We start from the raw sequence: 13,131 nt of genomic DNA, 5'->3' as shown, positions 1-13,131 counted from the left end.
CAGCCATTCGGCATGCTCGCCTGGCATAACCGGCTGGCAGCTAGAACCAGCAAGAAACGAAACCAGAGGATACTGTGGCAACCACTAACGACATCAAGAACGGGACCGTCCTTAAGCTTGAGGGCCAGCTCTGGAACATCATCGAGTTCCAGCACGTCAAGCCCGGCAAGGGTGGCGCGTTTGTCCGCACGAAGATGCGCAACGTGATGTCCGGCAAGGTCGTCGACAAGACCTTCAACGCCGGACTCAAGATCGAGACCGCCACGGTGGACCGCCGCGATTACCAGTACCTGTACCAGGACGGCGCCGACTTCGTGTTCATGGACACGTCCGACTTCGACCAGCTCACCGTTCCGGGTGCCACCGTCGGCGACGCCACCAACTTCATGCTCGAAAACCAGATGGTCAACATCGCCATCCACGAAGGCAACCCTCTCTACATCGAACTGCCCCCGAGCGTTGTGCTCGAGATCACCTACACTGAGCCGGGCCTGCAGGGCGACCGCTCCTCGGCCGGCACCAAGCCCGCCACGCTCGAAACCGGCTACGAGATCCAGGTGCCCCTGTTCGTCGAGAACAACACCAAGGTCAAGGTCGACACCCGCGATGGCAGCTACCTCGGCCGGGTCAACGACTAGTGAGTGCACGCGGTAAGGCCCGTAACCGGGCCCTGGATGTTCTCTTCGAGGCGGAACAGCGTTCCGTCTCGGCGTTCGATGTGTTGAAGTCCCGCCGGGAGCGGACGGACCAGATCGTCAACCCGTACACCCTCGAAATCGTTGAGGGCGTTGTCTCCCACCAGGCGGCGATCGACGAGTTCCTGGAAACCTATTCGCAGGGCTGGACGCTTGAGCGGATGCCCTCCGTGGACCGCACCATCCTGCGGATCGGCACCTGGGAGCTGCTCTACAACGACGACGTCCCCGACGGCGTTGCCGTCAGCGAGGCCGTCGCGCTGGCCAAGACCCTCTCAACGGACGAGTCGCCGTCGTTCATCAACGGCCTGCTGGGCCGCCTGCAGCAGCTGAAGCCTTCGCTGCTCGCTTAGGGGCACCACGCCATGAAAGAACCCCGCCCGGGGCATCCCGGGCGGGTTCTTTCATTCTCCGGCCGGTTCTTTCACGGCGCTGGCGTACCGGATATCGTGTGCGGGTGGACACCGATTCCGTGCTCAAGGCAACGCTCCGCACCCGGCTGGGGTCCGGGCACCCACGGTTTGCCGCGGCCGCCATCGCCGGCGGAGAGACAACCATCGTGGTCAGCGGAGTCGCTCCTGACGCCGATTTCGAGATCGGCTCGATCTCCAAGGGGATCACCGGCCTGCTCTATGCGGACGCGTGCGGGCGGGGCGAGATTTCCCCGGACACCGCGCTCGGGGAACTGCTGCCGCTGGGGAACTGCGCCGCGGCGGGCGTCAGCCTTGGCGCCTTGAGCCGGCATGCCTCGGGGCTGCCCCGGCTGGCGCCCGCCCTACCCGGTTCCGCGTCCGTGATGCGGCGCACGGTGTCACTCCTCCTGCAGGGCGAAAACCCGTACGGAGAGAGCCTCGCGGAACTGCTGGAGCAGGCCCGCGCCGTACGGTTGCAACGGCCCCGGTTGCAGGGGCAGCGGCCACGGTATTCCAACCTGGGGTTCGAACTCCTCGGCCACGCGACCGCGGCCGGCGCCGGGATGAGCTACCGGGACCTCGTGGCGGCACGCCTCAGCGGGCCGCTGGCTCTCGACTCGGTCTATCTGCCCGCCACCCCCGGCGAACTCGTCCCCCACGCCCTCACCGGCACCAGCCGCCGTGGCCGGCCCCGGGAGCCCTGGACCGGTGAGGCGCTGGCTCCCGCCGGCGGCATCCGCGCCTCCATCCAGGACCTCGCCCGGCTCACCGGGGCGCTGCTCGACGGCACCGCCCCGGGCATGTCCGCCCTCGATCCGGTGGCAAAATTTGCCGGCCCCGCGGTCCGCATCGGCGCCGCCTGGCTGACCCTCGACTCCAAGGGGCGGAGGATCACCTGGCACAACGGCGGCACGGGCGGGTTCAGCGGCTGGATCGGCCTGGACCGGGAAGCCAAGGCCGGGGTGGTCCTGCTCACGGCGACGGCGGCTTTGGTTGACCGCCCGGGTTTCGAGCTGCTGCGGGAACTGGTTTCGCGCTGACGCGCAGTCAGCGAACGCCCCTACCGAACGACGGCGGCCCGGAGGGCGGCGATTTCGGCGAGCTGGTGCCGCTCATCGAGTTGGTGCGCCGGGACGTCCCGGCCGCTGAGGATCCGCTGTCGGGTGAAGGCCAGCTGGGTGGCGGCATCGAGAAGGGCCTTCATCTGCGGGCCGCGCCCGGTGGACTTTGCCCAGCGCAGGGCGGAGCGGCGGCCGCCGCTGGTGGCCAGCATGTCCACCTCGGCCGCGCTGAACCAGCCGGCCGCCGAGTATTCCCTGAGCCGCTGGCGCGTAAGCCTGCGCTCGGCGACGCGCAGCAGCACGATAACCACAACCGCCAGCAGGAAGATTGGCACCTGCACCATCACGTACGTGGCCAGGAAGTCCGCGCCCATGCTGTTCCAGGCGCTGTGCAGCAGCATCGCAGGCACCAGACCGACGGCGAACGCCAGCACGGACAGGCCGTTGTGCCAGCGGCGCGCGGCGAAGCCCATGATCAGGCCGGTGGTGCCCGTGAAGATGGCGTGGGCGAACGGCGACATGACCCCGCGGAGGAAAAATACCACCGCCAGCTCGGTGCCGGGGTCGCTGGATTCGGCGATTGCACGGCCGAAATAGAGGATGTTTTCAGTGAACGCGAAGCCGGCCGCGATGGTGAAGGCGAACACCACCCCGTCGACCGGGCCGTCGAAGTGCTTCCGGGCGAAGAGCAGGAGCAGCAGCAGCCCCAGGGACTTGGCGAATTCCTCCACCACCGGCGCCTGGACGGTCACGGCGAACGTTGTGTAGTCCAGTCCCGAGGCGGGCCCCGCCACGGCCGAGAAGTATGGCTGCAGGAGCATGGTCACGGCAATCGAGACCACCGCTCCCCAGAGGAAGGCGAACAGCAGCAGTGGACGCGGCTCCGGCTCCCAGCGGTCGATGAAGCGCACGGTCAGCAGCACGGTCCCCAAGGGAATGAGGGAGGCGATGAAGCCGATGACGAAGCCGGAGATCCCGGTGCTGCCCAGAAGGAACGGCAGGACCAGGAAGTATTGCGGCCGCGCCGGGCCGCTGGGAGTGCCGGCGGGAGGACCGGCTGGAACCCGCCACGGTCGTTGGCCGGTGCCTGCCGGTAGTACTCCGGCTGGACATGCCCCAGCCACGTCGGGTTGGCCTGCTGCTGCAGCGGTTGGCCGCCGGGGGAGTACCCGGGGCGGTCTTGCCCGGGCCGCGGCTCGTTCGTCGTCATGAACCCGAGCCTATGTCCGTGTGAGGTTAAACGCATGCCGGCAGCGCCGGGGCGCCAGTAGCGCTGTGGTAATTTGAGAAGGCAAATAATCCTTTTTTAATTCCGTCCCGTGAGGCGGGGAAAGGGGAGACGAGCGTTGACTTCTGTTCCAGAAGCACCGGTTCCGGCCAAGGTTGTACTCACCCGAGTGGTACTCAACCAGGCGGATATCGACCGTGCACTCACTCGTATCGCCCATGAGATCCTCGAGTCCAACAAGGGCTCCCAGGACCTGGTCCTGCTGGGCATCCCGCGGAGGGGCTACCCCCTCGCCGTCCGGCTCGCCGCCAAGATTGCCGCCGCCGATCCCACCGTGGACCCCGCCGCGATCGTCGGCCAGCTGGATGTGACCATGTTCCGGGATGATCTTTCCCACCAGGCCATGCGCCCGCCGTACCCCACGCAGCTTCCCCGCACCGGCATCGACAACAAAGTCGTGGTGCTGATCGACGACGTCCTGTACTCCGGCCGGACCATCCGTGCCGCCCTGGACGCGATCATCGACCTCGGCCGCCCGCGCGTCGTCCGCCTCGCGGTCCTGATCGACCGCGGCCACCGGGAGCTGCCCATCCGTGCGGACCACGTCGGCAAGAACCTCCCCACCTCCTCGTCCGAGAAGGTCAGGGTCCGGCTGGCCGAAACGGACTCGGTCGACGGCGCCCCCGTCAACGAAGTGGTCATCGAGGCCACCGCATGAGGCACCTGCTCTCCACCGAAGACCTGAGCCTTTCCAACGCCGTCCGTATCCTCGACACCGCCGAGGAAATGGCAGCCGTGGGGGAGCGCGAGGTCAAGAAGCTTCCCACGCTGCGCGGCCGGACCGTGGTCAACCTGTTCTTCGAGGACTCCACCCGTACCCGCATCTCATTCGAGGCCGCCGCCAAGCGGCTCTCCGCCGACGTCATCAACTTCGCCGCGAAGGGCTCCTCCGTCTCCAAGGGCGAATCCCTCAAGGACACGGCCCAGACGCTCTCCGCGATGGGCGCGGACGCCGTCGTCATCCGGCACTGGGCCTCCGGGGCCCCGCACCGGCTCGCCGCCACGGACTGGATCGACGCCGCTGTCATCAACGCCGGCGACGGCACCCACGAACACCCCACCCAGGCGCTGCTGGACGCGTTCACCATGCGACGGCACTGGTCCAAACTGGCGGGCACCCCGTCCGCGGGGGCGGACCTCAAGGGAATGCGGGTCGCGATCGCCGGGGACGTGCTGCACTCCCGGGTGGCCCGCTCCAACGTCTGGCTGCTGCGCACCCTCGGCGCCGAGGTCACCCTGGTGGCGCCGCCGACGCTGCTGCCGATCGGCGTCGAACAGTGGCCCTGCACGGTCAGCTACGACCTGGACGAGACCCTCGCCCGCGGCGTGGACGCCATGATGATGCTCCGCGTGCAAGGGGAACGGATGAACGCCTCGTTCTTCCCGACCACCCGCGAATACTCGCGCCGCTGGGGCTTCGACGACAACCGGCTCCGCGCCCTCGACAGCCTGGGCCTGAAGGACACCATCATCATGCACCCCGGGCCCATGAACCGCGGCCTGGAGATCTCCTCCGCCGCGGCCGACTCGCCCCGCTCCACGGTGCTGGCGCAGGTCCGCAACGGCGTCTCCATCCGGATGGCGGCCCTCTACCTGCTGCTCTCCGGGGACACCCGCGAACCGGCCGTCCACGCCACCCCCACCCACCCCGCTTCCGCAGAGATCCACTCCGCCCACGTCACCAAGGAGAGCCACTGATGGCATCACAGCAACAAGACGCAGTCACCGGCGCCTACCTGATCCGCGGAGCCGCCATTCTCGGCGGAGCCCCCGAAGACCTCCTGATCCGCGACGGAATCATCGCCGAACGCGGCCAGGACCTCTCCGCCGATGGAGCCACTGTCATTGAGGCCGCCGGCCTGGTGGCCCTGCCCGGCATGGTGGACATCCACACCCACCTGCGCGAACCCGGCCGCGAAGACGCCGAAACGGTCGAGACCGGCACCCGCGCCGCGGCCCTGGGCGGCTACACCGCCGTGCACGCGATGGCCAACAGCACCCCGGTGGCGGACACCGCCGGCGTCGTCGAACAGGTCCTCACCCTCGGCCGCACCGCCGGCTGGGTGGACGTCCGCCCGGTCGGCGCCGTCACGGTCGGCCTCGCGGGGGAGCAGCTCGCCGAACTCGGCGCGATGGCCGACTCCCGCGCGCACGTCCGCGTCTTCTCCGACGACGGGATCTGCGTCCACGACCCCGTGCTGATGCGCCGGGCCCTGGAATACGTCAAAGCGTTCGACGGCGTCGTCGCCCAGCACGCGCAGGAACCCCGGCTCACCGCCGGCGCGCAGATGAACGAAGGCGAGGTCTCCGCCGTCCTGGGCCTCACCGGCTGGCCCGCCGTCGCCGAGGAAAGCATCATCGCCCGCGACGTCCTGCTCGCCCAGCACGTCGGGTCCCGGCTGCACGTCTGCCACGTCTCCACCGCCGGCTCCGTGGAGATCATCCGCTGGGCCAAGTCCCGCGGCGTCAACGTCACGGCCGAGGTCACCCCGCACCACCTCTGGCTCACGGACGAACTCGCCCGCAGCTACGACCCCGTCTACAAGGTCAACCCGCCGCTGCGCACCGACGCCGATGTCCAGGCCCTGCGCGCCGCGCTGGCTGACGGCACGATCGACGTCGTCGGCACGGACCACGCGCCGCATCCCAGCGAACACAAGGAGTGCGAGTGGGCCCAGGCCGCCATGGGCATGACCGGGCTGGAAACCGCGCTGTCCGTGGTGCAGCACACCATGATCGAAACCGGGCTGATGGGCTGGGCCGACTTCGCCCGCGTCACGTCCACCGCCCCGGCAGCGATCGGCCGGGTCGAGGACCAGGGCCGCCCGCTCGACGCCGGCGAACCCGCGAACGTCACACTCGTGGACCCGGCTGCGCGCTGGACCGTGGACCCTTCTAAGATGGCAACCATGGGCCGTAACTCTCCGTTTGCCGGCCGGGAACTTCCCGGCAAGGTGGTGGCGACGTTCTTCAAGGGCCACCCCACCGTCCTCGACGGCAAACTCAACACCCCGTACCGGTGGCTCGCCGAAACGCCGGCCGCGCCGGGCACCACAGCGGCGGGCCTCTCCTGATGGACAAGCTGCCCTTCTTCCTGATCATGCTGGCCCTCGCCGTGGGCATCTTCGCCATGCTTGCGGTGGGCTGGCGTAACCGCCTGCGCCGCCAGGCCGACGTCGACCCGCTGCCGGAGATCCCCGGAGCGTTGGGCGCCGCGCTGGCGGTAGCGGACGGCCAGTACGTCGCGTCCACCACCGCCGGTGACTGGCTGGACCGGATCGCCGTGCACAATCTGGGCATCAGGACCAACGCCGAACTCAGTGTCCACCGCGAAGGCGTGCTCTTCGACCGCTCCGGCGCGGCCCCGGTCTTCATCCCGGCCGCCAGCCTCACCGGGGTGCGGCAGGAAAGCGGCATGGCCGGGAAGTTCGTCGAAAAGGACGGACTGCTGGTGCTCAGCTGGATGCTCGGCACACGCGAACTCGATTCCGGGTTCCGCACCCGGCACGCCGACGACAAAACCAAGCTCCTCAATGCCCTGCAAGAATTGATCCCCGCGGCCCCCCAGGCCAATGCCGATAGTGGAAAGTAACAACGTGACGGACCCCAACCACATGACATCAAACGCAGCAGCCTCCACCCCGGCAGCGCTCGTCCTCGAGGACGGCCGGATCTTTCGCGGGACCAGCTACGGCGCCACCGGAACCGCGCTCGGCGAGGCCGTGTTCGCGACCGGCATGACCGGCTACCAGGAGACCATCACGGATCCCTCCTACGCCCGCCAGCTCGTGGTGCAGACCGCCCCGCACATCGGCAACACCGGCGTGAACAAGGACGACGCCGAGTCCCGCCGCATCTGGGTGGCCGGCTACATCGTCCGCGACGCCGCCCGCCGCCCGTCCAACTGGCGCTCCGAACGCTCCCTGGACGACGAACTGGTCGAACAGGGCATCGTCGGCATCCAGGGCGTGGACACCCGGGCCATCACCCGGCACCTGCGCGAACACAAGACCATGCGCGCCGGGATCTTCTCCGGCGACGCCGTCCGCGCCACGGACAAGGAACTCGTGGACACCGTCCTGGCCAGCGCCCCGATGGAAGGCTCACGCCTGGCCGAGGAAGTCAGCGTGGACGAGGCCTACACCGTGGAACCCAAGGACTGGGGCTGGGACGGCGAACCGCGCTTCAGCATCGCTGCGATCGACCTCGGCATCAAGCGGATGACCCCCATCCGCTTCGCCGAACGCGGCGTCCGCGTGCACGTGCTGCCGGCCACCGCCACCCTGGCCGATGTCCAGGCGGTCAACCCCGACGGCTTCTTTATGTCCAACGGCCCCGGCGACCCCGCCACCGCCGACAACCAGGTCAAGCTGCTCCGCTCCGTCCTGGACGAGAAGATCCCGTACTTTGGCATCTGCTTCGGCAACCAGATCCTGGGCCGCGCGCTGGGCTTCGGCACCTACAAGCTGCGCTACGGCCACCGCGGCATCAACCAGCCCGTGATGGACCGCCGCACCGGCAAGGTAGAGATCACCTCGCAGAACCACGGCTTCGCCGTCGACGCCCCGCTCGACGGCGCCACGCAGGCCCCCGAGGAGCGCTTCGGCCGCGTCGAGGTCAGCCACGTGAGCCTCAACGACGACGTCGTCGAGGGCCTGTCCTGCCTCGACATCCCGGCCTTCTCGGTGCAGTACCACCCCGAAGCCGCGTCCGGCCCGCACGACGCGGCCTACCTCTTCGACCGCTTCATCGAGCTGATGGCGGACGCTTCTACAAAGACTGAGACCGTCACAAAGACTTCCACCGAATCCAAGACTGAGGACAAGAAGTAATGCCCAAGAGAACTGACCTTAAGAGCGTCCTGGTCATCGGTTCCGGCCCGATCGTGATCGGCCAGGCGGCCGAATTCGACTACTCCGGCACCCAGGCACTGCGCGTCCTCAAGGAGGAGGGCCTCCGCGTCATCCTCGTCAACTCCAACCCGGCCACCATCATGACCGACCCGGAGTTCGCCGACGCCACCTACATCGAGCCGATCACCCCCGAGGTGGTCGAGAAGATCATCGCCAAGGAACGCCCGGACGCGATCCTGCCCACCCTCGGCGGCCAGACCGCGCTCAACACCGCGATCGCACTGGACAAGAACGGTGTGCTGGAGAAGTACAACGTCGAACTGATCGGCGCCAACATCGCCGCGATCGAGCTCGGCGAGGACCGCGAAAAGTTCAAGGGTGTCGTGGAGCGCTGCGGTGCGGAATCGGCCCGCAGCCACATCATCCACACCATTGACGAGGCCCTCACCGCCGCCGAGGACCTCGGCTACCCGATGGTGGTCCGGCCCTCCTTCACCATGGGCGGCCTCGGCTCCGGCCTCGCCTACGACGAGAACGACCTCCGCCGGATCGTCGGCCAGGGGCTGCAGTACAGCCCCACGTCCGAGGTGCTGCTCGAAGAGAGCATCCTGGGCTGGAAGGAATACGAGCTCGAGATGATGCGTGACAAGAACGACAACGTCGTGGTGGTCTGCTCCATCGAGAACTTCGACCCGGTCGGCGTGCACACCGGCGACTCGATCACCGTCGCCCCCGCCCTGACCCTGACGGACCGCGAATACCAGCGCCTGCGCGACATCTCCATCGCTGTCATCCGCGAAGTCGGCGTCGACACCGGCGGCTGCAACATCCAGTTCGCCGTCGAGCCCGACACGGGACGCGTCGTCGTGATTGAAATGAACCCGCGCGTCTCCCGTTCCTCCGCCCTGGCCTCCAAGGCCACCGGCTTCGCGATCGCAAAGATCGCCACCAAGCTCTCCCTCGGCTACACCCTGGACGAGATCCCGAACGACATCACCCAGAAGACCCCGGCCTCCTTCGAGCCGACCCTGGACTACGTCGTCGTGAAGGTCCCGCGCTTCGCCTTCGAGAAGTTCCCGGCGGCGGACCCCACCCTGACCACCACCATGAAGTCGGTGGGCGAGGCCATGGCCATGGGCCGGAACTTCACCGAGGCACTGCAGAAGGCCCTGCGCTCCCTGGAGCAGAAGGGGTCCCAGCTGGACTTCAGCCACGTCCCGGAATGGGAAGTCGCGGAGCTGATCGAGAAGTCCAAGCGTCCCACCACGGACCGCCTGCACCAGGTCCAGCGTGCCCTGCTCGGCGGCGCCACCGTGGAGCAGCTCTTCGAGGCCACCAAGATCGACCCCTGGTACCTTGACCAGCTCCAGTTGCTGAACGAGATCTCGGTGGAGATCCGCCAGGCCGCTGCGCTTACCCCGGAGATGCTGACCCGCGCCAAGCGCCACGGCTTCTCCGACGAGCAGATCGGCGCCCTGACGCACAACTCCGAGGACGTCGTCCGCGGCGTCCGGCAGGCCCTCGGCATCCGCCCCGTCTACAAGACCGTGGACACCTGCGCGGCCGAGTTCGCCGCCTACACCCCGTACCACTACTCCTCCTATGACGAGGAGGACGAGGTTGCGCTGCACGCCAAGCCGTCCATCATCATCCTCGGTTCCGGCCCCAACCGGATCGGCCAGGGCATCGAATTCGACTACTCCTGCGTGCATGCCTCGATGGCACTGCGCAAGGCCGGCTACGAGACCGTGATGGTCAACTGCAACCCGGAAACCGTCTCCACCGACTACGACGTCTCCACCCGGCTGTACTTCGAGCCGCTGACCCTGGAGGACGTGCTCGAGGTCATCGCGGCCGAGGAACGCACCGGCGGCGTGATGGGCGTCTTCGTCCAGCTCGGCGGCCAGACCCCGCTCAAGCTCGCCCAGCAGCTCGCCGACGCCGGCGTGCCGATCCTCGGCACCTCCCCGGAGGCGATCGACCTCGCCGAGCACCGCGGCGCTTTCTCCCGGGTCCTCGACAAGGCCGGGCTCATCTCGCCGAAGAACGGCACCGCCGTGTCCTTCGAGGACGCCAAGAAGATCGCGGACGAGATCGGCTACCCGGTCCTGGTCCGCCCGTCCTACGTCCTGGGCGGCCGCGGCATGGAGATCGTCTACGACGAGCCCAACCTCTCCCGCTACATCGCCAACGCCACGGAGATCACCCCTGACCACCCGGTGCTGATCGACCGCTTCCTCGAGGACGCCGTCGAAATCGACGTCGACGCCCTCTACGACGGCACCGAGATGTACCTCGGCGGCATCATGGAGCACATCGAGGAGGCCGGCATCCACTCCGGCGACTCGGCCTGCGTCCTGCCGCCCATCACCCTGGGCAACAATGTGCTGGAACGGGTCCGGACCGCCACCCTGGCGATCGCCGAGGGCGTGGGCGTCCGCGGCCTGATCAACATCCAGTTCGCCCTCGCCTCCGACGTGCTCTACGTCCTGGAAGCCAACCCGAGGGCCTCCCGCACGGTACCGTTCGTCTCCAAGGCGACCGGTGTGCAGATGGCGAAGGCGGCGGCCCTGATCGGTACCGGCGTCACCATCAACCAGCTCCGCACCGCCTATAAGATGCTCCCGGAAACCGGCGACGGCTCCTCGCTGCCGCTGGACGCCCCGGTCTCTGTCAAGGAAGCCGTGCTGCCGTTCAGCCGCTTCCGCACCCCCGAGGGCAAGGTGGTTGACTCCCTGCTCGGGCCGGAAATGCGCTCCACCGGCGAGGTCATGGGCATCGACAAACACTTCGACACCGCCTTCGCCAAGAGCCAGGCCGCCGCCAACAACGCGCTGCCCACCGAAGGCAAGATCTTCGTCTCGGTGGCCAACCGGGACAAGCGCTCGGTCATCATGGGCGTCAAGCGGCTCTCCGACCTCGGCTTCGAGATCGTCTCCACCGGCGGCACCGCCGACGTGCTGCGCCGCAACGGCATCCAGGCCACCCCGGTCCGGAAGGTCGCCGAGGGCTCCAGCGCCGAAGGGGAAGGCACCATTGCGGACCTCATCATCGCGGGGGAGATCGACATGGTCTTCAACACCCCCTCCGGTGGCGAGGCCCGCAGCGACGGCTACGAACTGCGTGCCGCCGCGACGTCCATCGGCATCCCGTGCATCACGACCGTGGCCGAGTTCAACGCCGCCGTCCAGGCGATCGAGGCGCTTCGCACCTACGAATGGTCGGTCACCAGCCTCCAGGAGCACGCGGCTGCGCTTTTTGCCTCGCAGAATGCGGTATCGCAGAATGCCTGAGGCTGCTGCCACTGAGACGGCCGGCCGGGAGTCCTTCGGCTCCCGGCTGGGCCGGGCCATGGCGGACCGTGGCCCGTTGTGCGTCGGGATCGACCCGCACCCGGCGCTGCTGCAGCACTGGGGACTGCGCGACGACGTCGCCGGGCTGGAGCGGTTCTCGCTCACCGTCGTGGACGCGGTGGCTTCGCTCGCTGCCGCGGTCAAACCCCAAGTGGCCCTGTATGAGCGGCACGGTTCCGCAGGCATGGCCGTGCTGGAACGCGTCCTCGCCGCGGCGGCGGACGCCTCGGTGTTGACCATTGCCGACGCCAAGCGCGGCGACATTGGCTCCACCATGGCCGCCTACGCCGACGCGTGGCTGCGGGACGGTTCCGCCCTGGCCGCCGACTCGGTCACCCTGAGCCCGTACCTGGGCTTCGAGTCGCTCCGCCCCGCACTGGACCTCGCCGCGCAGACCGGGCGCGGCGTGTTCGTCCTGGCGCTGACATCCAACCCGGAGGGCGCGTCCGTCCAGCATGTCGGCGGCGCGGACTCAGTGGCCCGCCGGATTGTCCGGGCGGCGGCGGCCGAAAACCAGCGGTACGGCCTTGATCAAGGCGGCGCGGAGCTGGGTTCAACCGGCCTCGTCGTCGGTGCAACCGTCGGCTCCGCCCTCACCGACCTGGACCTGGACCTCGCTGCGGTGCGCGGCCCGATCCTGGCCCCGGGCCTTGGCGCGCAGGGCGCCACCGCGGCGGACCTGCGCCGCACCTTTGGCAGCGCTTACGGCCAGGTGCTCGGGACGTCCAGCCGTGACATCCTCGGCGCCGGTCCGCGGATCCAGGACCTCAGCGACGCCGCCCTGCGGACCCTCGAGGAGCTCCGCTCGGCCTAGCCGGGCACCGGGTTCTTCGATCCGGGTCCCGAGGCCCTGGGCACGCCGACGTCCCGCGTCGCGGCCACCCGTTTGACGCAAGTGGCCGCCATCGGGGCCGTGATAGCGGCCATTCGTGGTGAACGGGCGCAGCCGGGCCACTGCCGTTCAAGGTCGGGCCGCCATCTGACGCAACCGGCCGCTATGGGCACGGTCGTGGCGGCCATTCGTGGCGAATGGGCACAGCGCGACCGGCGTCACTCCGGGTCGCATCACCCATTTGACGCAAGTGGCCGCTATGCGGAGCGTCGTCTCGCGTCGAGGCCACGCATATGACGCAAGGGGCCGCTAATGGGAGGGTCATTGCGGCCATTCGTGGTGAATTGGCGCAGCCGGGCCATTGCCGTTCAAGGTCGGGCCGCCATCTGACGCAAACGGCCGCTATGGGGACGGTCGTGGCGGCCATTCGTGGCGACGGACGCAGTCGGGCCGCCGTCATCACGCGGGGCCACCCATTTGACGCGAGTGGCCGCTAAGGGGAGGGTCATTGCGGCCATTTGTGGCGAACGGACGCAGCCGCAGCGGTCTTCCCGGCCATTCGTGGCGAATGGGCGCAGCCGCATTGGCGCCGGGCCGACGTCGACAGTCCTGCGCCCTGGCCCGACCTTTGGACAA

11 protein-coding genes are annotated in these 13,131 nt (G+C 68.4%); 10 read left to right on the top strand and 1 reads right to left on the bottom strand.

Annotated elements, in window-relative coordinates; all coding sequences use genetic code 11:
- Positions 1-74 precede the first annotated feature (74 nt).
- From efp to AB4Y67_RS02350, 3 genes are all read left to right on the top strand, one after another.
- Positions 75-638, top strand: a complete 564-nt coding sequence (gene efp, locus AB4Y67_RS02360; RefSeq protein WP_024368580.1) for an elongation factor P — start codon at positions 75-77, stop codon at positions 636-638.
- A complete protein-coding gene (gene nusB / locus AB4Y67_RS02355) occupies positions 638-1,048 on the top strand; it encodes a transcription antitermination factor NusB (protein WP_441404199.1) in 411 nt (136 codons plus the stop codon). Before efp ends, nusB begins: the two co-directional genes overlap by 1 nt.
- A gap of 104 nt (positions 1,049-1,152) precedes the next feature.
- On the top strand, positions 1,153-2,148 hold the full coding sequence (locus AB4Y67_RS02350; RefSeq protein WP_441404198.1) for a serine hydrolase domain-containing protein: 996 nt from the start codon (positions 1,153-1,155) through the stop codon (positions 2,146-2,148).
- A 20-nt stretch (positions 2,149-2,168) separates the two neighbouring features.
- Here AB4Y67_RS02350 and AB4Y67_RS02345 read toward each other — a convergent pair whose 3' ends face one another.
- Positions 2,169-3,293, bottom strand: coding sequence for a PrsW family intramembrane metalloprotease (locus AB4Y67_RS02345; protein ID WP_441404197.1), 1,125 nt, complete (start codon positions 3,291-3,293; stop codon positions 2,169-2,171).
- Between the two features lie 222 nt (positions 3,294-3,515).
- Here AB4Y67_RS02345 and pyrR point away from each other — a divergent pair, with 222 nt between their 5' ends.
- The 7 genes from pyrR to pyrF are packed head-to-tail and all read left to right on the top strand — an operon-like array spanning position 3,516 to position 12,477.
- Positions 3,516-4,115 carry a bifunctional pyr operon transcriptional regulator/uracil phosphoribosyltransferase PyrR gene (gene pyrR, locus AB4Y67_RS02340; RefSeq protein WP_441404196.1) on the top strand — a complete coding sequence of 200 codons (600 nt, stop codon included), beginning with the start codon at positions 3,516-3,518 and terminating at the stop codon, positions 4,113-4,115.
- Positions 4,112-5,155 carry an aspartate carbamoyltransferase catalytic subunit gene (locus AB4Y67_RS02335; protein WP_441404195.1) on the top strand — a complete coding sequence of 348 codons (1,044 nt, stop codon included), beginning with the start codon at positions 4,112-4,114 and terminating at the stop codon, positions 5,153-5,155. The genes pyrR and AB4Y67_RS02335 overlap by 4 nt, the downstream gene beginning before the upstream one ends.
- The gene (locus AB4Y67_RS02330) at positions 5,155-6,531 is read left to right on the top strand and encodes a dihydroorotase (RefSeq protein WP_441404194.1); all 1,377 of its coding nucleotides are present in this window, start codon (positions 5,155-5,157) and stop codon (positions 6,529-6,531) included. The genes AB4Y67_RS02335 and AB4Y67_RS02330 overlap by 1 nt, the downstream gene beginning before the upstream one ends.
- The gene (locus AB4Y67_RS02325) at positions 6,531-7,049 is read left to right on the top strand and encodes a PH-like domain-containing protein (protein WP_441404193.1); all 519 of its coding nucleotides are present in this window, start codon (positions 6,531-6,533) and stop codon (positions 7,047-7,049) included. The genes AB4Y67_RS02330 and AB4Y67_RS02325 overlap by 1 nt, the downstream gene beginning before the upstream one ends.
- On the top strand, positions 7,030-8,289 hold the full coding sequence (gene carA, locus AB4Y67_RS02320; RefSeq protein ID WP_441404192.1) for a glutamine-hydrolyzing carbamoyl-phosphate synthase small subunit: 1,260 nt from the start codon (positions 7,030-7,032) through the stop codon (positions 8,287-8,289). The genes AB4Y67_RS02325 and carA overlap by 20 nt, the downstream gene beginning before the upstream one ends.
- Entirely contained in the window at positions 8,289-11,603 is a 3,315-nt protein-coding gene (gene carB / locus AB4Y67_RS02315; RefSeq protein WP_441404191.1) for a carbamoyl-phosphate synthase large subunit, read from the top strand. Before carA ends, carB begins: the two co-directional genes overlap by 1 nt.
- Positions 11,596-12,477 (top strand): orotidine-5'-phosphate decarboxylase, encoded by an 882-nt coding sequence (gene pyrF, locus AB4Y67_RS02310; protein ID WP_441404190.1) that lies wholly within the window; start codon positions 11,596-11,598, stop codon positions 12,475-12,477. Before carB ends, pyrF begins: the two co-directional genes overlap by 8 nt.
- The last annotated feature ends 654 nt before the right edge of the window (positions 12,478-13,131 follow it).

It is taken from the genome of Arthrobacter sp. YAF17 (assembly GCF_052113365.1).
Taxonomy (GTDB): domain Bacteria; phylum Actinomycetota; class Actinomycetes; order Actinomycetales; family Micrococcaceae; genus Arthrobacter.
Note: the sequence above shows the minus strand (reverse complement) of the source record. Positions and strands in the feature narration are given on the sequence as shown.